Annotated in this window: 25 protein-coding genes; 10 read left to right on the top strand and 15 right to left on the bottom strand. The window is 50.4% G+C overall.

Features of this window, described 5'->3' with window-relative positions; genetic code table 11:
- Window positions 1–67: 67 nt before the first annotated feature.
- From ACNQKP_RS01945 to ACNQKP_RS01925, 5 genes are all read right to left on the bottom strand, one after another.
- On the bottom strand, window positions 68–1,612 hold the full coding sequence (locus tag ACNQKP_RS01945; protein WP_417862498.1) for a phospholipase D family protein: 1,545 nt from the start codon (window positions 1,610–1,612) through the stop codon (window positions 68–70).
- A 70-nt stretch (window positions 1,613–1,682) separates the two neighbouring features.
- Complete coding sequence (locus ACNQKP_RS01940) at window positions 1,683–2,279, bottom strand: redoxin domain-containing protein (protein ID WP_417862496.1); 597 nt, start codon at window positions 2,277–2,279, stop codon at window positions 1,683–1,685.
- Entirely contained in the window at window positions 2,276–4,294 is a 2,019-nt protein-coding gene (locus tag ACNQKP_RS01935; protein ID WP_417862495.1) for a protein-disulfide reductase DsbD family protein, read from the bottom strand. Before ACNQKP_RS01935 ends, ACNQKP_RS01940 begins: the two co-directional genes overlap by 4 nt.
- A 78-nt stretch (window positions 4,295–4,372) precedes the next feature.
- Entirely contained in the window at window positions 4,373–5,953 is a 1,581-nt protein-coding gene (locus ACNQKP_RS01930; protein WP_417862494.1) for a S8 family serine peptidase, read from the bottom strand.
- Between the two features lie 205 nt (window positions 5,954–6,158).
- On the bottom strand, window positions 6,159–6,554 hold the full coding sequence (locus ACNQKP_RS01925; RefSeq protein WP_038450791.1) for a hypothetical protein: 396 nt from the start codon (window positions 6,552–6,554) through the stop codon (window positions 6,159–6,161).
- Window positions 6,555–6,680: 126 nt separating this feature from the next.
- Here ACNQKP_RS01925 and tsaA point away from each other — a divergent pair, with 126 nt between their 5' ends.
- The 7 genes from tsaA to ACNQKP_RS01890 all read left to right on the top strand — a co-directional run bounded on the left by tsaA (window position 6,681) and on the right by ACNQKP_RS01890 (window position 11,239).
- Window positions 6,681–7,388 carry a tRNA (N6-threonylcarbamoyladenosine(37)-N6)-methyltransferase TrmO gene (tsaA, locus tag ACNQKP_RS01920; protein ID WP_011163035.1) on the top strand — a complete coding sequence of 236 codons (708 nt, stop codon included), beginning with the start codon at window positions 6,681–6,683 and terminating at the stop codon, window positions 7,386–7,388.
- Window positions 7,389–7,452: 64 nt separating this feature from the next.
- Window positions 7,453–8,436, top strand: coding sequence for an isopenicillin N synthase family dioxygenase (locus ACNQKP_RS01915; RefSeq protein WP_417862493.1), 984 nt, complete (start codon window positions 7,453–7,455; stop codon window positions 8,434–8,436).
- Between the two features lie 125 nt (window positions 8,437–8,561).
- The gene (locus tag ACNQKP_RS01910; RefSeq protein ID WP_198298022.1) at window positions 8,562–9,041 is read left to right on the top strand and encodes a hypothetical protein; all 480 of its coding nucleotides are present in this window, start codon (window positions 8,562–8,564) and stop codon (window positions 9,039–9,041) included.
- Window positions 9,042–9,048: 7 nt separating this feature from the next.
- A complete protein-coding gene (locus ACNQKP_RS01905) occupies window positions 9,049–9,819 on the top strand; it encodes a hypothetical protein (RefSeq protein ID WP_417862492.1) in 771 nt (256 codons plus the stop codon).
- A 6-nt stretch (window positions 9,820–9,825) separates the two neighbouring features.
- Complete coding sequence (locus tag ACNQKP_RS01900; protein ID WP_417862491.1) at window positions 9,826–10,086, top strand: hypothetical protein; 261 nt, start codon at window positions 9,826–9,828, stop codon at window positions 10,084–10,086.
- A gap of 36 nt (window positions 10,087–10,122) precedes the next feature.
- Window positions 10,123–10,551, top strand: a complete 429-nt coding sequence (locus tag ACNQKP_RS01895; RefSeq protein WP_417862490.1) for a VOC family protein — start codon at window positions 10,123–10,125, stop codon at window positions 10,549–10,551.
- Between the two features lie 118 nt (window positions 10,552–10,669).
- Window positions 10,670–11,239, top strand: a complete 570-nt coding sequence (locus ACNQKP_RS01890; protein ID WP_417862488.1) for a hypothetical protein — start codon at window positions 10,670–10,672, stop codon at window positions 11,237–11,239.
- A gap of 57 nt (window positions 11,240–11,296) precedes the next feature.
- Here ACNQKP_RS01890 and ACNQKP_RS01885 read toward each other — a convergent pair whose 3' ends face one another.
- From ACNQKP_RS01885 to ACNQKP_RS01870, 4 genes are all read right to left on the bottom strand, one after another.
- The gene (locus ACNQKP_RS01885; protein ID WP_417862486.1) at window positions 11,297–13,975 is read right to left on the bottom strand and encodes a valine--tRNA ligase; all 2,679 of its coding nucleotides are present in this window, start codon (window positions 13,973–13,975) and stop codon (window positions 11,297–11,299) included.
- A 215-nt stretch (window positions 13,976–14,190) separates the two neighbouring features.
- Window positions 14,191–15,240 (bottom strand): porin, encoded by a 1,050-nt coding sequence (locus tag ACNQKP_RS01880; RefSeq protein ID WP_417862484.1) that lies wholly within the window; start codon window positions 15,238–15,240, stop codon window positions 14,191–14,193.
- A 104-nt stretch (window positions 15,241–15,344) separates the two neighbouring features.
- Entirely contained in the window at window positions 15,345–15,680 is a 336-nt protein-coding gene (locus ACNQKP_RS01875; RefSeq protein WP_374031905.1) for a rhodanese-like domain-containing protein, read from the bottom strand.
- A 3-nt stretch (window positions 15,681–15,683) separates the two neighbouring features.
- Entirely contained in the window at window positions 15,684–16,901 is a 1,218-nt protein-coding gene (locus ACNQKP_RS01870) for an MFS transporter (RefSeq protein WP_417862481.1), read from the bottom strand.
- Between the two features lie 29 nt (window positions 16,902–16,930).
- Here ACNQKP_RS01870 and ACNQKP_RS01865 point away from each other — a divergent pair, with 29 nt between their 5' ends.
- On the top strand, window positions 16,931–18,079 hold the full coding sequence (locus ACNQKP_RS01865) for a hypothetical protein (RefSeq protein ID WP_417862479.1): 1,149 nt from the start codon (window positions 16,931–16,933) through the stop codon (window positions 18,077–18,079).
- Here ACNQKP_RS01865 and ACNQKP_RS01860 read toward each other — a convergent pair.
- Genes ACNQKP_RS01860 through ACNQKP_RS01845 form a run of 4 tightly spaced genes read right to left on the bottom strand, consistent with a single transcriptional unit; the run spans window position 18,076 to window position 20,482 of the window.
- Window positions 18,076–18,366, bottom strand: coding sequence for a DUF167 domain-containing protein (locus ACNQKP_RS01860; RefSeq protein WP_417862477.1), 291 nt, complete (start codon window positions 18,364–18,366; stop codon window positions 18,076–18,078). The genes ACNQKP_RS01865 and ACNQKP_RS01860 overlap by 4 nt on opposite strands.
- 17 nt (window positions 18,367–18,383) lie before the next feature.
- Window positions 18,384–18,920, bottom strand: a complete 537-nt coding sequence (locus ACNQKP_RS01855) for a DivIVA domain-containing protein (RefSeq protein ID WP_015089646.1) — start codon at window positions 18,918–18,920, stop codon at window positions 18,384–18,386.
- A gap of 59 nt (window positions 18,921–18,979) precedes the next feature.
- On the bottom strand, window positions 18,980–19,807 hold the full coding sequence (locus tag ACNQKP_RS01850; RefSeq protein ID WP_417862475.1) for a pyrroline-5-carboxylate reductase family protein: 828 nt from the start codon (window positions 19,805–19,807) through the stop codon (window positions 18,980–18,982).
- A gap of 9 nt (window positions 19,808–19,816) precedes the next feature.
- Window positions 19,817–20,482 carry a YggS family pyridoxal phosphate-dependent enzyme gene (locus tag ACNQKP_RS01845; RefSeq protein ID WP_417862473.1) on the bottom strand — a complete coding sequence of 222 codons (666 nt, stop codon included), beginning with the start codon at window positions 20,480–20,482 and terminating at the stop codon, window positions 19,817–19,819.
- Between the two features lie 218 nt (window positions 20,483–20,700).
- Between ACNQKP_RS01845 and ACNQKP_RS01840 the strand changes: the two genes are divergently transcribed.
- A complete protein-coding gene (locus ACNQKP_RS01840) occupies window positions 20,701–21,111 on the top strand; it encodes a hypothetical protein (RefSeq protein ID WP_417862472.1) in 411 nt (136 codons plus the stop codon).
- Between the two features lie 77 nt (window positions 21,112–21,188).
- Here ACNQKP_RS01840 and ACNQKP_RS01835 read toward each other — a convergent pair whose 3' ends face one another.
- Together ACNQKP_RS01835 and ACNQKP_RS01830 are read right to left on the bottom strand one after the other, a co-directional pair.
- The gene (locus ACNQKP_RS01835) at window positions 21,189–22,061 is read right to left on the bottom strand and encodes a polysaccharide deacetylase family protein (protein WP_417862470.1); all 873 of its coding nucleotides are present in this window, start codon (window positions 22,059–22,061) and stop codon (window positions 21,189–21,191) included.
- Between the two features lie 79 nt (window positions 22,062–22,140).
- Window positions 22,141–22,719 (bottom strand): Maf family protein, encoded by a 579-nt coding sequence (locus ACNQKP_RS01830; protein WP_417862469.1) that lies wholly within the window; start codon window positions 22,717–22,719, stop codon window positions 22,141–22,143.
- Between ACNQKP_RS01830 and ACNQKP_RS01825 the strand changes: the two genes are divergently transcribed.
- Window positions 22,718–23,656 carry a type II secretion system F family protein gene (locus tag ACNQKP_RS01825; protein WP_417862468.1) on the top strand — a complete coding sequence of 313 codons (939 nt, stop codon included), beginning with the start codon at window positions 22,718–22,720 and terminating at the stop codon, window positions 23,654–23,656. The two genes, ACNQKP_RS01830 and ACNQKP_RS01825, sit on opposite strands and share 2 nt — an antisense overlap.
- The last annotated feature ends 1 nt before the right edge of the window (window position 23,657 follow it).

The raw sequence follows: 23,657 nt of genomic DNA, 5'->3' as shown, positions 1-23,657 counted from the left end.
ATCTGCAGACGAAATTGTGAAGACCCCGGGTTGAAAACTCGGGGTTTTTTTATTCCTCAGCTGCAAATCACAACCAGGATTCGGGAACGAAGATCCCGCTGAGTCCCGCTTTAAAGCGTTTCCACCAGCTGGTTTCAGGCTCTTTAGTAAAGACCTGTTCTTTCCCATTGTCGTCGGTGGTTTTCCAAAGCAGGTTCTTTCTGTCATCCAGTAAAACCTGATAACTGTCTTCGCGAAGATTGGCGATCAGGTTCTTGCTGATCACTTCGGCCAGCTCGGGGCTGTCGACAACGACGCCCATTTCGCTGTTTAAAGTGGCAGACCGTGGATCCAGATTCATCGACCCGACAAAAACCTTCCGTCGGTCAAAGATAAAGATCTTTCCATGCAAGCCAGCACTGGAAAAGCTGGAGCCCACACGGCTCTTTTTCGGCATGGTTTTCTGCGGGGTTGGTTTTAGCTCATAAAGCCGAACCCCGTGATTCAGCAGGTCCTTGCGGTAGCCCTTGTAGCCTGAAAACACGGTGGCCACATCACTGGATGCAAGGGAGTTGGTCAGTACCAGAGCCTCAACACCGCGATCATGGAGGTTCTTGAAGAATTTCACTCCTTTTTGGCCGGGAATAAAGTATGGGGAAACCAGAATCAGTTCTTGCTCGGTTTTTTCGATCAGAGGATAAAGCTGATGGGCAAGGTTGTCGGTCTGTTCCTTCGACTGCTGATTGAATTTTTCCGGCGGATCAATCACCACTTCGGCTTTTCCCCAATACAGTTTTAACGGCTCGCGTGTGAACTTTTTCACCATCGGCGTTTCTTTGAGGGCGGCAGAGTACTGGGTTTTTTCGGCTTCCTCGACGGCTGCTGCGGCGTCGGCTTTCAGTTTTTGCAGGTCATCGGCAGTGGGTTTGAATCCATTGACCAAGACAGAAATAGGATAGGCGATTTCGCTGTTCCAATAAGAATCAAATTCCCGCGAAAGATCCTGCACTACTGGACCGATGGCCCACAGATCAAAGTCACCAAAGTTCATTTCTTCGCTGGCCCAGAAATATTCATTGCCAATATTGCGACCGCCCACGATGGCGGTCTGATTATCGACGACGAAGACTTTGTTGTGCATGCGCCGATTGACCGTTGAAAATCTCATCGCATCCAGAATCCGCCAGCTTCGTCCGGCAAAAGGGTTGGCCATGCGCACTTCAATGTTGGGGTGGGAATCCAGAATGGCAAGGCCTCGTTCATAGCGGCCCTGATTGAGATCATCCAGCAGTACACGCACACGCACGCCCCGATCTGCCGCCAGCAGCACTTCATGCATCAGCATTCGGCCGGTCAGATCATTTTCCCAGATATAGTATTGCAGATCGATGCTGCGATCTGAGACCGCGACCGCCGCCATGCGGGCGACCAATGCCTCCAGACCGGAAGCCAGGGGATAGAAGCCTGACTGTCCGGGATGTTTCTTTAGCTGTTCTTCCGTGGCCTGCGCCAGTTGGGTCTTTGGGTCCGGCGGCAGTGCTTCAGAATAAGGACGATTTGTATTGGGTGGGAGCGAAGCGCACCCCAGATAGAAACCAAGAACAATGGGAATGGGAAACAGTTTTTTTATCACAAATAAAAACCCCGTGCTTATGAGGGTACGGGGTTTTTGCGGCAGTCTCAAATTGTAAGTGGGCAGGTGTTTAGTACTTCACACTGCAGCCGTAGGGCTTGCTGGTTTCTTTGGCGATCTTTTCGCCTTTTTCAGCACTGGCCACGGCACGGATGATGTAATTTTCAGAAGAAGCGATTGTCGCAGGGTCTGCGGAATCATTGCTGTCAATCGCCCCGTTGTAGCGAAGCACACCCTGAGGATCAATCAGGTACATATGTGGAGTTGTTTTGGCGCCGTAAGCTTTGCCCATTTTACCGTTTTCATCGACCAGAAAGGCGGTGGCTTTGGAGGCTTCTTTGGTTCCGTTTTTCACCACATCCGCTGCGGGCATATAGCCTTGTTTGCCTTTGGCTGACGAGATGACCGACAGCCACACGATGCCTTTGCTGGTCATTTCGCTCTGAATGTTTTGCATGTTTTTGCTGTCATAGTGTTTACGCACATACGGACAGTCCTTGTTGTACCATTCTAGCACCACGTATTTTCCCTTGTAGTCAGAAAGCTTGTGGGTTTTTCCGTTGGCATCAGTCACGTTGAAGTCCGGAGCTGGTGCGCCGACCTTCGCATCAGCGAAGGCCAGTGTTGAGGTGAAGGTCAAAGCCAGTGCAAATATCAGTTTTTTCATGGTTCTTTCTCCTTGTTAAATAAGTCGAGCACGATACCTTTGGTTAAGATTTCAGGCAGCAGCAGGGCCCTGCGACTGCCTGCTTCGTAATAGACATACAGAGGCAGTGAATTGCGACCATACTGGGCCAGAGCCTCTGTGATTTTTGGATCCCTGTCAGTCCAGTCGGCTTTGTAAAGCTGCACATTGTTTTCAGTGAAGGCCTTTTGAATTTCGGCCGTCTGCAGGACCAGCTTCTTATTGACCTGACAGGTGATGCACCAGGAGGCGGTGAAGTCGATGAACACGGACTTTCCTTGTTCCAGATCTTGTTGGACTTGTTCGGCAGTGAAGGGCTTCCATACCTCAGCGGCGGCTGTGTTTGAGGCAGATACTGAGACAGGTTCTTGCGGAAGTGTTGCCAGCAGGGCAAACGACAAAATAAATCCGGCAAGCAGTGTCAGTTGACGGGCTTTTTCATGGCGGATCGTGTGGGCAAACCAGACCCACAGGGCGACGAGCAGGAACACGCCCAGAAGATAAATAATGGAATCCACCTCAACCTGATGAGACAGAACCCACAGCAGCCAAAGCACGGTGGCAAAAAGAGGGAACGCCAAAAATTCCTTCAGGGTTTGCATCCACAGTCCGGGCTTGGGCAGAAACTTCAAAGCTTGAGGTGTGTAGGACAAAATCAAAAAGGGCAGGGCCATTCCCAATCCCAAACCGGCGAAGACCATCAGCGTGTTCATCGCCGGCAGGGCAAGTGAAGCCCCCAGCGCGGCACCCATGAAAGGGGCCGTGCAAGGTGTGGCCACCACGGTTGCCAGCACGCCGGTCATGAATGAGCCCCACAGGGACTGCGAAGTTTTCTTTGCGCCCAAATAGCTTAACGACTGGCCTATTTCAAAAGTGCCTAAGAAGTTCAGGCCCAGCCAGACGAACAAAAGCGCGATACCGGCTGCGATCAATGGCGATTGCAACTGAAAGCCCCAGCCGATCTGCTCGCCTCCTGCACGCAATGCCAGTAGCAGTCCACCCAAAGCAAGGAATGAACACATCACACCCATGGTGTAGTAAAGACCCGAGATGCGAAGCTTCTGCTTGTCCTGATCCGGCCCCAGAAAGCTTAAGACTTTGATGGAAAGCACCGGGAACACACACGGCATAAAGTTCAGAATGAACCCGCCCAGCAAAGCCCAGATCAGAATAGTTGCCAAGGCCGCGGGAGCAGCTTTGGCAAGCTCCATCTCGTAACCCTTTTTGTTGCCGACAGTGTCTTCCGTGACCAGTAGAAAGCGTGATCCGGTAAAATCAGTTTTGGAAGTATCCTGCAGCGGAAGTTGAATCAGATACTGCGATCCTTGAGGTTCCAAGGCAGAAACACTGCTTTTGAATGTCTCGCCATCTTCGGGGAAAACCTCGAGATTCTTAAGATTCAGATTTGCAGGCAGGGACAGGGTGGTTTTCAGAATCTGGCCGGAGCGGCCATCCACGGACCAGCGGAAAGAAGCGGGGGCTTTTTCAGGATAAATGAACTTGGAAAAAATCGCCGCGGGCGGACCGGTTTGGGACGAGAAGGGAATTTCTTTTCGAAGTTCTGTAAAATAGGGGATGCATTCGACTTTGCATATCAAGAACTCCATATTCAAAACCACACTGATGGGTTTTGCCGGGTCCTGAGGCTCAAGATCAAAGATGAAAAGACTTTCGTGGGAATAACCCAGGTTGGTCAGACCTTCGATATTGATTCGTTCAGGCAGGGGCCAGTGTTCGCCACTAAGCTTGGCGTTTTCAAGCGTCCACTTCCACTTGGGGGCGGCGCCAGAATCTCCGGAGTTCTTCCAGTAGATGTGCCAATGTTCATTGATTTTAAAATGCAGGCCCAGTGAATTTTTCTGCGCAGGATTCCAGCCCGTGTGCGAGCTGATTAATTCCAGAGTGCCTTGGGGAAATTTAAATGAAGAAGAGCCCGCTGCGAAAGCAGGGGAGACTCCGATGCAGATCAAAAGCAGAAAGCTCATCAGGAATGTCATTCCCGGATTATATGGAAAAAATCCGGGAAATTAAAAACATAAGTGCTTAGGTCCGCATCGTATGGTGGCGAACAGCAATTACAGACGGAAGTTCTTGCCGTTGACCGGAGTCGGACGGCAAAGACCTGCCTCCAACGGACGCTGGAAGACTTCCACCGCACCCGGAGGAATCATCGCGCGGCGATTGAAGATGCCGTATCCGCCCTGAGGCAAAGCCACGATCATGTCATTCAAAAGCTGACGGTTCAGACCCGGAGTCAGCAAGATGGGATCAAATGCAACCATCACACGAATCGCCGCCGTGGTTTGAACCGGCACACCCCCACGGGCAACCACATCACGAATTTGTTCCGGAATCGGATTGAATGCGACATCGACGAAACAGTTCGGACCTGTCGGACCAAAGCCCAACAAGTTCAAAGACAATCCACGCTGTTCCCAGTTGTGTTTGGAGCTGACAGCATCCAGTAAATCTTTGCGAGTCATGCGCGGTTCACGGGATTTTAAAATTCCCAAACCCGCAGCCACAATCGCCGCGGAATTGGAGCTGCCACGATATTCAGTGCCATCAGACAGCTTGATGGAAGAAGGCGCCAGAAGATCGGGTTTGTCTTTAAAGAACGAAGTCGAAGAACGGTCCGAATCACTTGCCCCCACGGTGATTGCCGTCGGGTTGTCAGCAGGATTCAAGATACTTTCGCCACGGGAATGGGAGGGCATCACCAAACCATCACCATCAGCCGTGATACGCAATTGATCCCGGTTGGTGAAATTGTTGGATCTGTTTTTCACACGCAGGAAATAAAGCCCCGGCGAAAGTTCTGCGGAAATGATTTCACGCGGGTACTTGGAAAAGCCCGGACGACCTTCATTGCGGTTGTCCGATTGTTTCAAAGCACTGTTCTGAATCACATTCAGCATGTCATCAGTCAGAGCCAAATCCAGATCCTTGGTGGTGCCTTCTTCAACATCATCTTTGAAGTCATTCCAGGAAAGAACAATCTTCGCCGAACATTTTTTCCCAGCCGCCGCCTGACAGCGCAAAGCCAGAGCATTGTTCTGATCCGGCAACAAAACCCAATTATCCTGAACAGTCGTCAGCGGCCCATTGTAAGTGGTCAAAGCAAAGTTACCAGCCGCGTTCACCCAAATGACACCCGCACGAGTGGCACGGTTGACCTCAGCATTGATAAAGCCACCACCATCACCATTGCCCCCGTATTCCCAAACCTCAGAATAAAGAACCAGGTCATATTGACGAGCAATCACATCATCAATAGCCGCTTTAAAATTGGAATACCCAAAAGCATTGTACAAAGTCAGCTCCGGCATCCACTGAGAAGCACGCATATCATTGGTCATCATGGCCGTCAGAATCTGCGCCATCTTCAACCCATGCACGACCTTCAAATTCTCAGGATTCGCCACCGGCCCGGCTACATATCGAGTCCCCGCGGGCAAAGTACGCCCAATCTCTTTCTCGTACCCAAAGAAACCTTTATCCAAAACCGCAACCTTCAACTTGCGCCCAGGATTCTGCGAAGAATAATACGGCGTAAACCCCAATGAATTTTTCAATGAATCCGTATTAGTGAATGGAGACGCCACGCTGACTGTTGTCAGACCAAGCGTCAGAGAGAGAAAGACGAAAATTTTCATAAAAATGACTCCTATCACTTTCTTCGAAGTGCAAGAACAAGGACTTGCTTGAGCCCTTAGGAATGGGGATCTCCGCTGGAATCGACCTCCAGCCAGCGGATGCGCTGGCCGCCAAAGGCGGACAGGCTGGCGAGGGCAGGAGCCCGTGTCGATGCAAGCGGAGATCCCCATTCCTAAGGGCGGCCCGGAAGGCCGCCGTTAGTTTCTACCAGTAGTAGTTAGAGTAGTAATAGTAGGAATAGTACCCGTAGTTGTACGTGTAGCATGGTGTGTACCAGTTGCCGTACCAGTAGACGTAGCTGTAGTAGTTGTAACCGCTGTAGAAGTACCAGCTGGAAGCCCCACCATCCTGATCAAGTTCGTTGCGAACGTTTGCAGATTGGTCGAAGGATCCTGTTTGTGCCAGAACCTGCGCCTGAGCGTCGCTGGTCACAGCTTGTTCGGTTGCCAGTACCGCTGTTTGGTTGTTGCGGTTATCAACACGGATCACCACAGTGCCGTTCATGGACTGATTGGTTACCGAAGACTCGTTATCAAGTTCGCCCGCAAATGCAGAGCCTGAGCCCAACACAAGAGCTGCTACCAAAATAAGGTGTTTCATCAATGCCTCCTAAATGGCTGTTAATTTGCCTCCGTTTTATGCTTTCAGGGGCTCATGTCATCTGAAAAAGCCTTGTTATTCGAAAGTCCTTGACGCAGGAAGACCGCGAGCGGTACGGGCTAGCGTATGGAACCTATTGGCTACTTGGAGTCTTGCTTTAAAGATAAATTTGGAACACCGCGACAGCCTGGACTTGTTAAGCGGGCCGAAGCACGTCTGAAAATCCGCGCGGATCTTCAGCCGGAGGAATCTTTGCAAGGGCTTGAGGGCTTCAGTCATGTATGGCTGATTTGGGTTTTTCATCAAAACAAAGTGGCGCGCTTCCATGCGAAAGTGCATCCGCCACGTTTGGGTGGGGAAAGTATGGGGTTGTTTGCGACCCGCACTCCTCATCGTCCGAATCCGATCGGGCTGTCTTTGGTGGAACTGGTGCGCGTGGAAAAAGACGGCATCGTGGTCGCCGGAGCAGATCTGGTGGATGGCACTCCGATTTTGGATATCAAACCTTACCTTCCTGAGGTCGAAGCCATTCCCACGGCCCGCACGGGATGGCCGGCTGAGATCGCCAAGAACCCAATTACAGTGACGTTCGACGACAAGGCCGAGCAACTTTTACAAGAGTGGCAGGTAAGAAACCCTGACAAGGCTTTGCGTGAGGTGATTGAAGAAACCCTGAAGCAGGATCCGCGTCCTGTCGTTTATCGTGGTTTTGAAGAGGGAGATTCCCCTTATAGAAGCTCGCACGCAGTCCGTTTGTACGACGTGGATGTTCATTTCAAATTTGAAAGCCCCACCCAGGTGCGCGTCTTCGATATTCTTTTTATGCATAATTAGTTGCAGTTGCCTTTTAATTGCGCAGCAGGCTACTCTCCGGATGAACCAATACAAGGGAGGATTCGTGAGAACACTGGAAACTGCTTCTCATTCTGAAAACAGCACTCTTCGTAAAGTGCCAACATTGAGCCTTGCAAGTTACACCAAAGGGACTGCCGGCGAACGCTCAGAGTTCATCGACAAACTTTTCACTGGTCTGAAAGAATATGGTTTCATCATTCTGAAAGATCACAACGTCCAAGCCGCAGATCTGCACAAAGCTTACGACATCCTAAAAAACTTCTACGCACTTCCGACAGAAGTTAAAAAATCCTATATCTCTCCAAAAGCCGGCTTCCAGCGCGGTTACACTCCATTCGGTCAGGAACACGCCAAAGATTCCCCGGTGATGGACTTGAAAGAGTTCTGGCACGTGGGCCGTGAGCTTTCTGAAGGCAACCCCTTGAAAGCGGTTTACCCTGCAAACGTATGGCCGTCTGAATTGCCGGAATTCCAGTCCCATTTCTCCAAGTTGTATGCGGCTTTGGAAGAAGCGGGCGATGTGATGCTGGAAGCGTTGACCATGCCTTTGGAAGTTGAAAAAGACTTCTTTGCCAAGATGACCAAAGATGGAAACTCCATCCTGAGACTTTTGCACTACCCACCAATTCCTGAGGGGGTGGATCCTCGCTGTGTTCGCGCGGCGGCCCACGAAGACATCAACTTCATTACAATTCTTCCAGCTGCAACCGCTTCCGGTCTGCAATTGAAAGATCGTGATGGCACTTGGTTGGATATCGACTCTGAGCCAGACACTTTGATCGTGGACGTGGGCGACATGCTGGCTCGTCTGACGAATGACGTTTTGCCAAGCACTACTCATCGTGTGATCAATCCACAGGATGGTACAAATCAAAGTCGTTATTCCATGCCGTTCTTCATGCACCCGCACCCGGATGCTATGCTGAGCTGCTTGCCATCTTGTAAAGGGACAGGCGCCAAGTACGCTGATATTACTGGACAGGATTTCTTGATGCAGCGACTGCGCGAGATTGGTCTGTTAAAGTAAGCCCAAACTTGTCACCACAGTTGAAATGACTTCAAGAAAGGGATCCACGCGGATCCCTTTCTTGCGTTTTGGGCCCCACGGCCACTAGAACAAAGTCACCTGCGAATTTCACATGAGGGGGAATCATGCGATATTTGATGTTAGTGGTGATGGTCCTGACGGTTCTGTGGTCGGCGTATGGCCAGGCAATGCAGACGATGGAAGCCAATCGTATGAGCTTCCGCATTCAGCCCTTGGGCGGCAAAGGCTATGACTATTCGGCGATCTGGAATCCGCTCAGTGAAACAGCGATGTTGCGCATCGGTCTGGTGCTGAATGCCGCGGATGCATTTCTGGTGAATAAATCCATTTCTTTTGCTTCGGCCAGTGAGGTTGATTTTGAAACCAATCAGGGCTCGACTGTGCGCGGATACTGCCTGGTGGATCAGTGGTATCTGGAATACGAACCCGGTTTGCCAAACTATCTTATGTATGTCGGAATGAAAGGCCCCGGATGTGAAGAAGTGGCCAAGAAATTTGATATTATGCAGGTTCGTTTCAACTTCAAAGGAATTTCCCTGCCGCAGTTTGTACCCATTGACGTCGCTGTTGATATCAGTCGATAAATAAGGGATGAGCAAGAAATCAGCTTTGATTCTATCCCTTGTTGTTGCCGTTCTTTTGATTATCTCTTTCTGTCATTTCTATCAGTCAGCGCCGCCAGAAGATGTCGGGGCTGAGTCTGAAGTTATTGGTGTGCCGGCTCAGCCGGAACAAACGGCGACAGTTTCGCCAAAGGCCGAACCTCCTCCGGTGGATGTGTCGGCGGCCCCCTCTTCGGCGGGCTTCTTGCCTACTGAAATGGAAGATCCCGCCAAGTTCGCAGCTTATCAGCAAAAACTGAAAGAGATGGCGGTTTGTCTGAACATGCAGATGAACACGCTGGACCCCAATGTTGAAATCAACTTTGAAACTTTCAATCAGGTGATCAATCCGGATCTGGGTGACGTGGTCACGCAGTCGGAAGAATGGGTGGCCACGGACTTGCGAACGAAATCCGGTGAAATGCGCCGTATTTATATCGAAAATGCTCCTAGTATTGAAATGGAGTCTTCCCGCACGCTGAAATATTATTCCTTTGATGCTGGGGGGGCACAGAAAGAGATTTCTTTGTCCAAAGAACAGATGGCCAATCCATCCGACACCCTGGTGGCAAGTCTTGAGGCTGACGGGGAAGTGGTGGGTCGTTCTATTTCCCGCAAGATCTTTTACTCCAATGGGGATGATCTTTTGCTGGTGGAAAAAAACGGCAAGATCTTTTCCTTTGAGCTGGCTCATGACGGGGCGGTCTTCCGCTGCACGGGAGCAGACAAGGCTGCGACTTTCCAGTGTCAGTGCAAGTAGGTCCCTGTGGATTCTGAAGAGCTGGGCCTTGAAAACCTGCCGCTGGATCAGCTGAATCTGTCGTTTGATATGTGGACGATTGTAGCGGGCTTGCTTTTCAGTTTGATCGGCTGGTGGCTGTTTCGTCAGGGAAAAAAGAAAGAAAACAAACGATTCAGATACGTGGGCATTTTGCTGATGGTCTATCCTTATGTAGTTCAAGGGGCTTTCTGGAACTGGACCGTGGGTTTGATTTTATGCGGATATGCCTACTATTGGTGGGATTAAACAGGCTACAATTTTCTTTCTTTAATTGGAGGAATCATGGAAACAAATGAACTGCACCGCGGACGCTTGATTGATCACCTGCAACTGGTGGTTCAGGATCTGGAAAAAACCAAAAAGTTTTATTCGGCGGTTTTTGAAACCCTGGGCGTTCCCATGGGTGGCGAGGGTCCTGGGTTCTTCTGGTGTGATGAATTGTTTATTTCTGCGATCGACAGTCCGGCCAGCGCAGGAAAGTTGACAGGTCGAACTCATCTGGCATTTCAGGCTAAAGACCGTGATATGGTGAAGAAATTTTACGAAGTGGCGTTGAAATCCGGCGGCAAGGATAACGGAGCTCCCGGAGAACGTCCATATCATCCAGGATACTATGCTGCTTTTGTGCTGGATCCGGATGGGAACAATATCGAAGCGGTCTTCCATGGTCCTGCGAAAAAGTCGGCGGAGTCGGTGAAGATCACCTTCTAAATGGCAACTACATGTTGAAATGCATGAAAGGCTCTTTGCTTTGGCAAAGGGCCTTTTGCTTTCTTGAGGGTGACATCGGCGGAACTTAAAATAAGTCGTTCACCCCAAGGAGGATTTCATGGAAAGAAATCGATTCAGACATCAGGATGAGTATCGTCGGCGTCCCGAGCGTGAGCCTGACTACAGCGAGTTTATTGATGAATACGACCGCCATCAGACACCGCCTCCGTCATCGGAGGATCGGATTCGATATCGCCGGGAGGCTCAGGCACCCGATGATTACGTGGACTATCGCAGCCGCAGCCGCGGGGACAATCGGGAGCTTCGGGAGGAACGGGAATATCGCCTGCGTCGTCGGGATAATTCTGACAATCGGGATTTTGAAATGAATCGTGATTATGAGCGCGGCACCGAGATGGACTATCGCGATTACGAACCTCATCGTGAAAGACATCCCGATGAAAGAGCTTATGGTCAGTCCGACTGGACGCCGCGGGACTCGTATGAAGCTGAACGCATTCGCAATGGTTATCGCAATTCCTACGAAGCGCGCCATCCCGAGCTGGATCGCCACTATGACAGGCATTTTGATTATCGCTATGGCAGTGATGATATTGATTTCGACAGCCGGGAAGAACGGCCTTTGCGCCGCCCTCGTCGTCATCCGCGCCATCGCTCGGGTTATTGATTTTGAAATAAAAAAAGCCTCCGTGAATTGCACCACGGAGGCTTTTGATTTTTCAGATTACTGGAAGCGGGTCAAAGCATCACGCAATGAATCCAGCTGAACCTTGGACTGTGCCAGCAAGACACGGTCGGCGGCTACAACTTCTTCATCTGCGTTGGCGACAAACTTTTCATTGGAAAGCTTGCCAGAAAGCATGCCGATATCGCGAGTCAGTTTTTCAATCGACTTGTTGATACGTTTTACTTCCTCGTCGAAGTCCACCAGGCCTTCAAGTGGGATGATCACTTTCACGCTGGCGTCTTTCACCACCACCGGAGCCACGGCACATTTCATCATGTTACCTTCAGGTCCGATTTCCATGTTTTCCAGACGACCCATCGTCATCAAAGCCGTGCGGTTGTTGCCAAGGATTTTTTGCGTCTGATCGTTGGTCACACCCAGGCGCACGTTCAATTTGACAGCCGGGCTGATGCGGTTTTCACCACGGATATTGCGGATCGCGGTGATAACTTCCTTCACGATGTCGATTTCCAAAGCGGCTTGGGCAGAACCCAGGCTTAGGAACTCTTTGTCGTTACGGGTGTTCGGGTACTGATCCACAATACACGCAGTGCCTTTGATCGGAAGCTTCTGGTAAATCTCTTCAGAGATAAACGGAGCAAACGGGTGCAGCAGGCGCATGATACGGTTCAGAACCTGAGCGATCACCAGCTGAGTCGCGGCTTTTTCTTCCGCGTTGTTGCCGTTCAGGATCGGTTTGGTGAACTCGATGTACCAGTCACAGAACTGATTCCAGATAAACTGGTACAGAGCTGTGGAAGCATCAGAGAATCTGTCCTGTTCCATCGCTTCTTCAACTGTTTTGGTCACTTCCTCAAGTTTGGTGATGATCCACTGGTCAAAGACGCTGATGTGGGCCTTGTTAGGCAAAGCCTTAACACCTTCAGCCGGAGCTTTGAAGTCAGACAGATTGGAAAGTGCAAAACGAGCCGCGTTCCAAACTTTGTTCATGAAGTTGCGGTAGCCTTCAAGACGCTGTTCGCTGAACTTGAAGTCTTTGCCTGAATACAGGTGTGCCGCAAAGGTGAAGCGCAAAGCATCGGCACCGTGTTTTTCAATCATTTCAACCGGGTCAATGGAGTTACCCAAAGACTTGGACATCTTGCGCCCTTGAGAATCACGTACCAGACCGTGGATGTAGACCGTGCGGAATGGAACGTCTCTTTGGAACTCAAGACCCATCATGATCATACGAGCCACCCAGAAGAAGATGATATCGTGACCAGTCACCAGATAGCTGGTTGGGTAGAATGTTTTCAGTGTTTCGGATTCATTCGGCCAGCCCATTGTGGAGAACGGCCACAAAGCAGAACTGAACCATGTGTCCAGAACGTCGTCGTCCTGGTGAAGTTTCGTGCTGCCGCATTTTTCGCAAGCCGTGACATCTGTTTCAGCCACTGTCTGATGATTACAGTCTGCACAGTACCAAACCGGAATACGGTGACCCCACCACAATTGACGGGAAATACACCAGTCTTCGATGTTGTTCAGCCAGTGCAGGTAAACTTTTGTCCATGATTCCGGTTCAAAGCGGATCGTGCCGTTTTCAGCAACACGTTTTGCCGGAACTGCCAAAGCTTCCATTTTTACGAACCACTGTTCAGAAAGGTAAGGCTCTACCACCGCGCCAGAGCGCGAGCAGTGACCTACAGAGTGAACGTGTGGTTCTTCTTTTTCCAGAAGGTCCTGGGCTTTCAGGTCCTCCAGGATGCGCTTGCGTGCCTCTTGAACTTTCAAGCCGGCATAAACGCCGCCGTTTTCATTGATCTCGGCTTTTTTCGTCAGGATGTTGATGAACTCAAGATTGTGGGTTTTCCCGATCTTGTAGTCATTGAAGTCATGCGCCGGAGTGATCTTCACCACGCCAGAACCGAATTCCTTGTCCACGTAAGTGTCAGCAATGATCTTGATTTTTCTGTTGGTCAAAGGCAGCAGAACGTTTTTGCCAATCAGGTGCTTGTAGCGTTCATCTTCAGGATGCACGCACACCGCAGAGTCACCCAGCATGGTTTCTGGACGAGTCGTCGCCACAATCAGGAAGCCGGAACCGTCTTCCAGAGGATACTTCACGTGATACAAAGAGCCTTTGATCTGCTTGTGTTCAACTTCCAGGTCTGAGATCGCTGTTTCCAGAGGACCTGACCAGTTCACCAGACGCTGGCCACGATAGATCAGGCCTTTTTTGTGAAGGGATACGAACACTTTGCGAACGGCTTTGGAAACACCTTCGTCCAAAGTGAACACGGCGCGATCCCAGTCACAGGAATCACCCAGGCGGCGCATTTGTCCATAGATGCGGTTTCCGTACTGGTGTTTCCAGTCCCAAACTTTTTCTACGAACTTTTCACGACCCAGATCGTGACGAGTGACACCGTCTTTTTTCAACTCACGCTCGACCACGGATTGAGTGGCGATACCGGCGTGATCTGTTCCCGGCAACCACATGGTGTTGTAGCCGTTCATTCTTTTCCAGCGGATCATCATGTCCTGGATTGTGTGATCCAGAGCGTGACCCATGTGCAGGAATCCCGTGACGTTCGGAGGAGGAAGGATGATAGAGAATGGAGGTTTTGTGGATTGATCCTGGGCTTTGAAGTACCCGTTCTTTTCCCACCATTCATACGTGCGCGATTCAACATCTGCGGGATTATAACGATCTGATAACTGTTCTGACATTTTCAACGACCTCTAAAGGTTTTAAGGATATGAAATTCTTAAGTTTTTAACCCCTAGAGGCTAACAAATTCAAGCACTTTGGGATAGGCCAAATCGGCAGAAGTTCAGGTGAAAATAGACGAGGGAAGGTGGGGGGATGGGGAGCGGTGCGAAATAAAAAAGGGAGGCTTTGGGCCTCCCTTGATCTAAGTCTGTATGAACAGTGCTTATTTTCCTTATTTTAGGAAGTCCGCCATCAAGCGGGCACCCAAAACGATTTCCTGGCTTGTGATGTCGTCGCCAGCTTCTGGCTCTTCCTTCACGTTTGCGTAAGCAAGGTGGTAGCGGAAGTTGGTGTCAGTGTATGGTTTGTACTCAAGAACCGCACCATAACCGACGAATTTGTTGGTAGCTTCGCCGCCGATTTCCAGTTTTTCTTCAGAAGTCTGGAACTCAAGACGCGGGGTCCACTGTTCCCAACCAGTGTAAGCGAATTTCGCCACGATGGAAGTTACGGTGTCTTTCTCGCCAGCATCCAATTTTGCTTCAGACATCAAGTAGTCTACAGAAACCATCGCTGGTTTTGCATTCCACATCACACCCGCAGTCATGAACTGGTGTTTGTCACCGTCAGAAGGGCCGTTCAATGTGTGGTAAGAAAGGTTTGTCATCAAAGCTTTGTCTTCTGTCCAAGCGCCTCTCCAAACAGCACCCATCATCATTGTGTTCTGAGTTGCGGCAGGTCCAACAGCCGTTGCGTTGTCAGCTTCGTTTGTCGCCATTACGTAAACATTGTGGCCACCGAAAGTGAAAGTCCCTTTAGCACCAGTCATGTATAGAAGATCAGATGTACCCAGGTTTGCACCACCCAGAGCTCCATCAGGTCCACGGCCTGTGTAGAATTGGGAAGTCAGGTACAAGTCAGCACCGCTCGTAGCACCTTCGAAACCACCGAATTCAGTGTTGAAGCGACCTACGGACAACGCGAACATATCAGACATCTTGTGAGTCAGGAACGCGTATTCAACCGCAGTTTGAGCGCTGTCCACAAGCTGAGTTGCTGATTTATTGAAAGCCAAGCGAACGCGGAAAGAAAGATCTTCCGTGGCTTTGCCCATATAATCCAAGCGACCTGTCTTGAAGTAGAACTTAGAGACGTCCGGTTGAGAAGACTCGTCATAAGTGGTTGAGTTGTAGTCTGCACGCAGGTCCAAATTCAAAGTTCCGGCCTGAGCTGCAGAAGTCATCGTTGTTGTAGCAAGAGCTGCAATCAAAAACTTTTTCATGTTACTTCCTTGTTTAAAGTTCTAAGTTTTGATGTTGCTAGTATGGTATAAAGTCTTGCCTTCAACAACAATGCTTTAAATTTTTGTGTTGGTTCTGTGTCAAATTATTGTTGGCGTTCGATCAGGAGGCCTTCAAAACCACCTTTAACATAGAAACTATTGATGAATCCGGCTTGTTCCAACATGGCCGCAACTTGCGGTGCTGACTTTTCATCGCGATCCAGAACAACAACTGCAAAGTGCTGCGGAAGATTTTTGCCCTTCACCGCCTCCAACGCCCCCTCGGGGGTGGATGGCAGACTGATATTATCCAAATGCATTTTGGTCACGCTTTTGTACCAGTCATTCAGATCCACGTTGTCCAGAATCACCAGAAGAAAAGGCGTGCGGGTTTGAATCAGATTGTCGAATTGGAAAAAGCCGATTGAGTTAAAGTCCATGATCTATCCTACGCGCCCGTGTTCCGGGATGAATTTGTAAATGATGATAACGATGGCAAGGCCAAGGAACGCCATCAAGCCTGATGCCCAGAATGGAGCGGTGATCGCCACGGCTCCGTAAAGTGCGCCACCCAATGCCGGACCCAGAATGCGCCCCAGAGAAGCCATGCTTTGAGTGACTCCCATCGCAGCCCCTTGTTCGTTGGCATCAGACAGCAGGCTGATGCTTCCCAAGGTTGAAGGATTGGCCAGGCCGTTGCCTAGTGACAGCAAGGTCATCGTGATCGCCATGCCGGTGATGGAGTCGGCGATAGCAATCCCGGTCAAACCCAAAGCCAAAAGTAAAATCCCCAGGCGCAGGACTTTGCGTTCGCCCCACTTTGGCAGCAGTCGGCGTACCAGGAAACCTTGAGTGAAAATGATGATCACGCCGATATAGGCAAAACCGAAGCTGACCTGTTTAACGTCCCACTGGTACTTTTCACCCATGAACAAAATCAGTGTCGCCTCCATGGAAGACATAGCCAAGGATGACAGCAAAAACACAGTCATTAAAGGGCCCACGGTTTTTTTGTTCAGATACTGCCACATGATCGAGAAGCGTTTTCTTTTTGCTGCGGATTCGCTTTTCTCGCTCAAGGATTCTTTCAGGAACTTCAATCCAAACAGGAAGTTCGCGAAGCACAGCGCTGCCACCCAGTAAGAGGCAAACGAAGTGTCAAAGTGCGGGGCTGGATTGATGTGGTGACCCCACACTGCCAAGCCGCCACCTAAAGCCGGGCCGACGACAAAGCCCAAACCAAATGCGGCCCCGATCAGAGCCATGCCTTTGGAGCGCTCATGTTTTGGAGTGATGTCTGAAATGTAGGCCGAGGCGGTGGAAAGGCTGGCACCAAAGAAGCCCGCAAGGATGCGTGCAACAAACAGCCACTCCAGGGATCTTGCCCAGGCAAACATGATGTAGGACAGCGTTTCTCCCACCAGGCAGAACAACAGAATCGGACGACGACCCATCCTGTCGCTCAGGCGACCCCAGAATGGAGCAAACAGGAATTGCATCAGGGAATAAACTGAAAGCAACAAGCCTGTTTCAAGGGCGCTCGCGCCGAAGTTGCGACTTAGGATGGGGAGGATTGGGATAACCACACCAAAGCCCACTAAATACAGGAAAACAGTGAAAAAGATGATGGCCAGCTGTGATTTGTTTGATGTCGCAGTCATAGGGTTGTTAATATTAGGAAGTTATGAAAATGGCAAATAATCTTCCGCGTTGGGCGTGTGTCGCTCTGTCTATTTTTTCGATCTCATTGCCAGCTCTGGCTGTGGATAACTACAAGGAATTTCGCCGGGATCACTGGGATTTCGAGGTGAATGCCAACTATTTCTATTCTGAGGCCAATTATCCGGCTTCCGGGGGCGGCAGTCAGAGTCTGGTCAGTGGCAACAGCTACTCGCTGATCGACACTTCTTTTGGGACTCGCTATGTTCCGAAAAGAAACTGGTCGATTTTGGGCTGGGGAACGATCAGTAATGCCGAAAGCAAGGACTCGGTCGCAAGCCGTTCCAACAGCTCGATCAGTGAAGCGGCTGTGGGTTTTGATTTCCTGATGTATTCCGACGCGTTTCAGCTGATTCCGGAAGTCATCGCGGTCATGCCTTTTGAAGAGGTCAACCCTGCTTCGGATACCGTATTGAATTCTGAAGGGGTTTTTGAGGTTCGCTCCCGTTTGATTGCGCAGAAAGATTTCGGAACCATGCGTGGCTATGGCTGGCTGGGTTTCAACTATCGTGGCAGTGGTCGATCGTTCCTGATGCCCTGGGGTGTCGGCGCGCAGATGAAGCTGCAGCGTCTGCGTCTGGGGGCCGAACTATTTGGTTATCAAAGTGTTTCTGATGACACAACCGATGTGACCGAAGCCTTGCGGACTTCCTACATTAACAGCGTCAATGCCGGATCCATGAGGTTCTATTCTGTGAAGCCAAACCTGATGGACAGCCAGTTGTATGCAACCTGGCTGATCAGCCCAAAGCTGAGTGTGCAGGCCAACGGGGGCATGACTCTGACGGGCTCTAACTCGGCAGCCGGATTCCATGTGGGTGGTTTTATTCGCTACAGCTTTGATATGAGCGAAGGTTATTCAGAGCCTGAATATGTTGCGCCGGTTGAAAGCCCGGTGCCGAACTATCGCTCCAATATGTATGAAGAAAGCGACCTGAGTTCTGAAAAGAAAGTCCGCCGCTTCAAAGAGCAGACAAGTGATGGTGTGGATCAGAATCTGTTCAAGGCCCGTCCGACGCAGCCGAAAAAGCGCCCGCGGGTGGATGATGGATTGCAACAGCAGCTGGATGATACGGAATTCCAGATCGAGCTGAAGTCCAACAAGAAGAAACGTCGTTAGTTTTTGGGAAGCCTCAGTGCTTCCCTTATTTTTTCCGCGTCAAGGCCGGTCAGTTCCACCACTTTGTGGCGCCCGGTTTCGCCTTTGATCAAGTGCACATCACGCTTGGGAATATCAAACAGATCCGAAAGAAATTCGATCAGGCATTCATTGGCTTTTCCGTCCACAGGCGGGGCGGTCAGTTTGATTTTGATTTCGCCGTTGTGGGGACCCACAACTTCGTTCTTGGAGGACTTCGGCTGAATAAAAAGGTGGAGTCGAGCTCCACCTTTTGTTGCTTCAATCATGTGGGTCTTTTTGCTGACTATTCAGCAGAAAGAGGGGACACGTTTGGAGAACGGCCTGCGCCATTTCCATTCACGATGTTGTGATTTGGAAGCTGAGCTTGCGGCATGTATTTTTCACCTTGCTCCAGCAGGGACAGATGCGCCTGAGCCAAAGCTTTCAGGTTGGCTTCAAACTGCATGCGTGCGCGCTTCAGTTCAGTCACTTCCTGGTACATTTTCTTCAAAGAGTCGCGGGAATCACGAGTGATGATTTCGGCCTTTTGCTGAGCATCAGCGATGATCAATTTCGCTTCACGATCTGCATCCTGACGAAGGCGGTCTGCCATCTGAGTTGCAGTCGCGATGGTCTCTTTCAAAACCTGATCGCGCTCTTTGTATTCCATCAAAGAAAGTTCTTTTTCGCGAATGGCTTCTTTCAGGGTGTTTCTTTCCTGAATCAAGGACTCCATCTGGGCAGCGATCTGCTGAAGGAAATCCATGACCTCGTCAGCATCAAGACCCATCATCTTTTTACCAAAAGATTTGTGAGCGATATCGATAGGAGTAATTCTCATTTTGTTCCTCCTTGAACAATATGATTAAGGATAAAGGCCGAGTCTGTGCCTGGGCAAGGTTATTTGATTTCCCGGGCCATTTCTTTGTTTCTCATCGCTGCTTTCTCAAAGCTGATGCGAAGAGCGCGTTCAATCTCAAGCTCTCTCATGGACTGAAGTCCAGCCGCTGTGACGCCTTTTTTAGAGGTGACGCGGGCTTGCAGGTCTTCAACCCCTTCGCGGGCTTGGGCTGCCAGCAAAGAAGCGCCGACAAAAGTTTCAATGGTCATCATGCGGGCTTCTTCGACCGAGAAGCCATGTTCTTCGATCCAATCCTGCCAGTACATCATCATTTCAAAGACAAATCCGGTTCCGCTGGAGCAGGAAACCATCAGGGCCTCAAACTGATCTTCATCATGAACCTGAATCACGCGACCCAGAGGTGCGAACAGGTCTTCGACAGTGGCATCAAGTCCGCCGTCATCGTCATCGTTCAAAAGATAACCGATGACTCCGCGTCCGATCAGGGACGGGGTGTTGGGCATCACTCGCGCAAGGCGGGCGCCTTGAATGTAGCGTTCCAGTTTTTCCATGCGGATGCCTGCAGCAACGCTGATGACAATCTTGTGTTCGTCAAAGCTGCGGGTCACTGGCTCCAGCGCGAGCAGCAGATCCTGGGGTTTGATCGCCAGGATGATGATGTCGCAAGTGTCGACCAGTTCGTCATTGCTGAAGACCGGATTTATTTTGAATGTCTCAGCAAGTTTGTGAAGTTTGCCTTCGGAGCGGTTGGAAGCGAAGATATTTTTGGCAGGAAAGCCTCCTTCGACGAGACCTTTGATCATGGCTTGCGCCATATTCCCTGCACCCAGAAAGCCGATTTTTTGCGATTTCAACAAGGGATTCATATAGTGATCCTACCCTTTGGCGGGACGTTCGCCAAATAAAATAGTCCCAAGGCGCACGATTGTGGCGCCTTCTTCAACCGCGACCGGATAATCGTGACTCGTGCCCATTGACAGCTCATTCAGCGGATGGACTGTCGTGTTCGTGGTCGTGGTCGCTTTCAGTCGGTCGCGCAGCTGGCGCAGCTCTGCAAAGTAAGGACGTATTTCAGCACCGGTTTCGGTTAATGGTGGCATGGTCATCAGGCCATAAATATGAAGATGGGGCAGTTTCGTCAGTTCGGCCCACTGGTTTTCAAGTGTTTTCGCGGAAAAGCCCTCTTTGCTGGCTTCGCCTGCCAGATTCACCTGGATCAGAATGTTTTGGCTGACGCCTTTTTGTTCGCACTGGCGGCTGATCACCTGAGCCAGTTCCAGAGAGTCCACCGAATGAATCAGGTGAAACTTTCCGACCACCATTTTGGCTTTGTTCTTTTGAAGATGACCGATCAAATGCCACTGAATGTCTGTAAGGTCAGAAAGCACACTTTGTTTTTCAAGGGCTTCCTGAACGTAATTTTCGCCAAACAGACGCTGACCTTCTGCGTGCAGGGCGCGCACCTTTTCTGCCGGCTGAAGTTTTGAAACGGCCAGGATCTTCGCGGGTTTTGCTTTTTCTATGATCTCTTTTAATGCCATGACGTGAAACCTACCATCCCGGTCGCAAAAATGTCCAATAAAAATACCATCGCTACTTTTTTGTTGACGACCCGGGAAATGGTGGTAGAACATGGTTCATGAGACGCTCCTCCCGAAGAGCCACAACCCGTATAGATAACCCCCGTCTGCAACTTACGAAGCAGTTCGGGGGTGCGCTTTTAAAGAACAGTCACGCCAAAACGGCGCGGCCGCTTTCTTTGAAAAAAGCCATGCATGTTGTGTTGTCGTCAGAATCCGCCCAGGGTGAATGGGCCTTTGAAAAGTCGAAGAACAAAAAGATCATTGAAACAGTTTTAAAGAGTCAGGCGCGAAAGTACGGAATTTCCCTCAGGGAAATCGTCTGTTCCGGCGAAAGCCTGCATGTGTTGATTCGTCTGCGCAAACGGCGCACCTTTGCGCCCTTTATTCGCGCGGTCAGCGGCATGCTGGCCCTGATGATCACCGGGTCAGGTAAAACACGAAAACTGAAAAAGAAGTTCTGGGATCAGCGCCCATGGACACGGGTCTTGGAAGAGATTCGCGGCTATTCCGTCATCGCCGACCGCGAAATACTCGAACATCTAAAAAAAATAGGACTGCAATCACAGCCCTATCCTCTAAGAATCTAAAAGGTACCTGCTTACTTTTTCCGAAGCGCCGCGTTTTGTGCAGGGCTTCGGAAAAAGTAAGCAGGTACCTTTTGGGGTTAGCGGCGGTTTAGTTTGGGGAAGATGTTGCGGTCGGTGAGGGATACGAAACGGTAGCCGTCTTGTTCCAGCATCGTCATCAGACGATCCAGGCTTTGAGCGGTGTTACGGTGAATGTCGTGCATCAGCAGAACGCCACCGTTGGTTTGTGCAACAGCGTTGGCAACATACCCGGCATAGTCACGGCGCAGGCTTTGTGGAGCCTGGCAGGTTGCGTTTTCTTTGTCGCTGACTTGGCCATCAGCATAGGCCCAGTCACAAGTATCGATATCCCAGCCCACATTCACATAGCCCAAAGAGCTGACCAGCTCGTTGCTGGAACACGTTGAGTTTCCGTATGGATAACGGAAGAATCTTGGTGTGCCCACCGTGCGAAGCAGTCGGTCGGTTTGCGAGATTTCAGAGTTCATGCGGGAAGAGCTCAACTCGTGGAAGTTCGGGTGGCTGTAAGAGTGATTCGCCAGTTGATGACCTTCGGCGACCATACGGCGCAGGATGGATTCATTGCCTTTGATTTTGCTACCCAAAATAAAAAAAGTGGCCTTCGCGTTGTGTGCCTTCAGGACATCCAGGATCAAAGGTGTTGTTTCAGGATTTGGTCCGTCATCGAAAGTCAGGGCAATCGTGCCCCGAGTGACTGAATCAGGAATCTGAATGGCGTACTTGCAGCGATTCGGTTTGAATTTGTCGAAAATGCCCCATTCGCTTTCGATGTTCAGGATTTTTTCCATCGCCCGTTTCATTCCCTGGGTCGTCTGGAGCTCAATCAGTTTTTCGTTGGAAGGAGCCTGTGGCAGAGCTTCCTCTTGGGCGTGAGCCAGGGTAGCAGTCAAAGTCAGCGCGGACAGTGCCAAAGAAATAGGGCGTTTCATCAGTTAAGACCTCCGGTAGAGAGCTGAAAGGCGCACCATAACAGAGGATGCGCCGAAGGCCCCAGAGATCTTTCACTGTTTAGAATTTGGACAGTAGATTTTTCACCAGCTCAATGGGAAGTCCCACCACATTGTCGAAGGGTCCGTCGAAGCGTTCGATGAATTTTCCGCCCTGGCCCTGAATGCCGTAAGCACCGGCTTTGTCCATGGGTTCGCCGGTGTCAATGTAGGTCCAGATTTCATCATCAGTCAGCTCACGGAAGTAAATTTTTGTAGTCTCAGTCTGAGACACTTCCTTGCCTGTACTGGACTCGACCAGACAGACCGCCGTGATGACCTCATGATATTTGCCCGACAAAAGTTTAAGAATCCGGTAGGCATCCTGACGATCGGCGGGCTTCCCCAGGGGGGCCCCATTGAAAATCACCTCGGTGTCGGCGCAAAGCACGATAAACGCGTCCTGTCGGCTGGACTTTAGCAGGGGCAAAGCGGCACTCGCTTTTCGTCTGGCGATATCTAAAATCTGATCGTTTACATTCAGGTTTTTATTAGGAATTTCCGATACTTTAACTGGAACCACGTCGAATGAAAAACCCGCTTCACTAAGAAGCTGTTTTCGGCGCGGTGACTCTGAGGCCAAGATCAATGCTGGTTTCATGAGGATACTTGAACACGAAGAGGCGAAAATGGGAAGTGCAGAGTTAATGCTGATTCTGGGATTGCTGCTCGCAGGAGTTGCGGTCTTCCTTTTTGTCAGTTCCATCTTTGCAAGTAACACGGACAAGCAGCAGCTTTCATGGGCGAACAATGATGAACCGGTGAAATCCAAAAATCCGGTTATCAATTTTTCGCGTCCGCTGGTGCATCAGTTCACCTTGCAGCATGCGATGAAAATTCGCAGCGAGTCCTATCGCAAAAAAGTTCGTAAATACATCAAAACCTCGGGCCTGTCCTCAGAGCTGAACGAGGATGAATTCATCGGGTTGCAGTTCCTGTGGGGGATCATGTTCCCGATCTTCCTGCTGATCATGAACTTCTCGCTGCAGCTGGGGTTGTCCCCGATGGTGGTTGTGGGAATGGGGCTGATTGGTTTCTATCTGCCGCAGATTCATGCGCGCGGGGAAAAGAAGCGCAGGGAGCTTTCCGTGCGCGGGGACTTGCCGTTCTTCATTGATCTGCTGGCGCTGTCAGTGGAAGCGGGTCTGGACTTTTTCTCGGCGATCCAGAAGATCGTGGATAAAGCCAACGGCACGGACAGTGTTCTGGCGGAAGAGTTTTCAATTGTTTTGAAAGATATCAAAATCGGTTCCTCCAAAGCGCAGGCTTTGAAGGAAATGGCTGAGCGTCTGGATATGAACGAGATCACAAGCTTTGTGGCGGTTCTGGTGGATGCCGAGTCCACGGGTGCCAGTATTTCCCAGGTTCTGAAAGACCAATCAGTGCAAATGCGTCTGGAAAGATTCGTTCGTGCCGAGAAAGCCGGTGCCCAGGCCTCCCAGACCATGCTGATCCCGCTGATGCTGTTCATTCTGCCGGCGGTTTTCATTATCGTCTTCGGTCCGGTGGCGGTTTCATTTATGTATGGTGGAAAGTAAC

The sequence above is a fragment of the Bdellovibrio bacteriovorus genome, from assembly GCF_048286975.1.
Taxonomy (GTDB): Bacteria; Bdellovibrionota; Bdellovibrionia; order Bdellovibrionales; family Bdellovibrionaceae; genus Bdellovibrio; species Bdellovibrio bacteriovorus_H.
The sequence above is the reverse complement of the archived record's forward strand: the minus strand, read 5'-3'. Positions and strand labels throughout refer to the sequence as shown.

What these genes read in the sequence shown, in the direction of transcription:
- ACNQKP_RS01940 (WP_417862496.1), bottom strand. Translation starts at nt 2,279, where the DNA reads ATGAAAAAACTGATATTTGCACTGGCTTTGACCTTCACCTCAACACTG.
- ACNQKP_RS01935 (WP_417862495.1), bottom strand. Translation starts at nt 4,294, where the DNA reads ATGACATTCCTGATGAGCTTTCTGCTTTTGATCTGCATCGGAGTCTCC.
- ACNQKP_RS01930 (WP_417862494.1), bottom strand. Translation starts at nt 5,953, where the DNA reads ATGAAAATTTTCGTCTTTCTCTCTCTGACGCTTGGTCTGACAACAGTC.
- ACNQKP_RS01925 (WP_038450791.1), bottom strand. Translation starts at nt 6,554, where the DNA reads ATGAAACACCTTATTTTGGTAGCAGCTCTTGTGTTGGGCTCAGGCTCT.
- tsaA (WP_011163035.1), top strand. Translation starts at nt 6,681, where the DNA reads ATGGAACCTATTGGCTACTTGGAGTCTTGCTTTAAAGATAAATTTGGA.
- ACNQKP_RS01910 (WP_198298022.1), top strand. Translation starts at nt 8,562, where the DNA reads ATGCGATATTTGATGTTAGTGGTGATGGTCCTGACGGTTCTGTGGTCG.
- ACNQKP_RS01905 (WP_417862492.1), top strand. Translation starts at nt 9,049, where the DNA reads ATGAGCAAGAAATCAGCTTTGATTCTATCCCTTGTTGTTGCCGTTCTT.
- ACNQKP_RS01895 (WP_417862490.1), top strand. Translation starts at nt 10,123, where the DNA reads ATGGAAACAAATGAACTGCACCGCGGACGCTTGATTGATCACCTGCAA.
- ACNQKP_RS01890 (WP_417862488.1), top strand. Translation starts at nt 10,670, where the DNA reads ATGGAAAGAAATCGATTCAGACATCAGGATGAGTATCGTCGGCGTCCC.
- ACNQKP_RS01885 (WP_417862486.1), bottom strand. Translation starts at nt 13,975, where the DNA reads ATGTCAGAACAGTTATCAGATCGTTATAATCCCGCAGATGTTGAATCG.
- ACNQKP_RS01880 (WP_417862484.1), bottom strand. Translation starts at nt 15,240, where the DNA reads ATGAAAAAGTTTTTGATTGCAGCTCTTGCTACAACAACGATGACTTCT.
- ACNQKP_RS01875 (WP_374031905.1), bottom strand. Translation starts at nt 15,680, where the DNA reads ATGGACTTTAACTCAATCGGCTTTTTCCAATTCGACAATCTGATTCAA.
- ACNQKP_RS01870 (WP_417862481.1), bottom strand. Translation starts at nt 16,901, where the DNA reads ATGACTGCGACATCAAACAAATCACAGCTGGCCATCATCTTTTTCACT.
- ACNQKP_RS01865 (WP_417862479.1), top strand. Translation starts at nt 16,931, where the DNA reads ATGGCAAATAATCTTCCGCGTTGGGCGTGTGTCGCTCTGTCTATTTTT.
- ACNQKP_RS01860 (WP_417862477.1), bottom strand. Translation starts at nt 18,366, where the DNA reads ATGATTGAAGCAACAAAAGGTGGAGCTCGACTCCACCTTTTTATTCAG.
- ACNQKP_RS01855 (WP_015089646.1), bottom strand. Translation starts at nt 18,920, where the DNA reads ATGAGAATTACTCCTATCGATATCGCTCACAAATCTTTTGGTAAAAAG.
- ACNQKP_RS01850 (WP_417862475.1), bottom strand. Translation starts at nt 19,807, where the DNA reads ATGAATCCCTTGTTGAAATCGCAAAAAATCGGCTTTCTGGGTGCAGGG.
- ACNQKP_RS01845 (WP_417862473.1), bottom strand. Translation starts at nt 20,482, where the DNA reads ATGGCATTAAAAGAGATCATAGAAAAAGCAAAACCCGCGAAGATCCTG.
- ACNQKP_RS01835 (WP_417862470.1), bottom strand. Translation starts at nt 22,061, where the DNA reads ATGAAACGCCCTATTTCTTTGGCACTGTCCGCGCTGACTTTGACTGCT.
- ACNQKP_RS01825 (WP_417862468.1), top strand. Translation starts at nt 22,718, where the DNA reads ATGAGGATACTTGAACACGAAGAGGCGAAAATGGGAAGTGCAGAGTTA.
- ACNQKP_RS01830 (WP_417862469.1), bottom strand. Translation starts at nt 22,719, where the DNA reads ATGAAACCAGCATTGATCTTGGCCTCAGAGTCACCGCGCCGAAAACAG.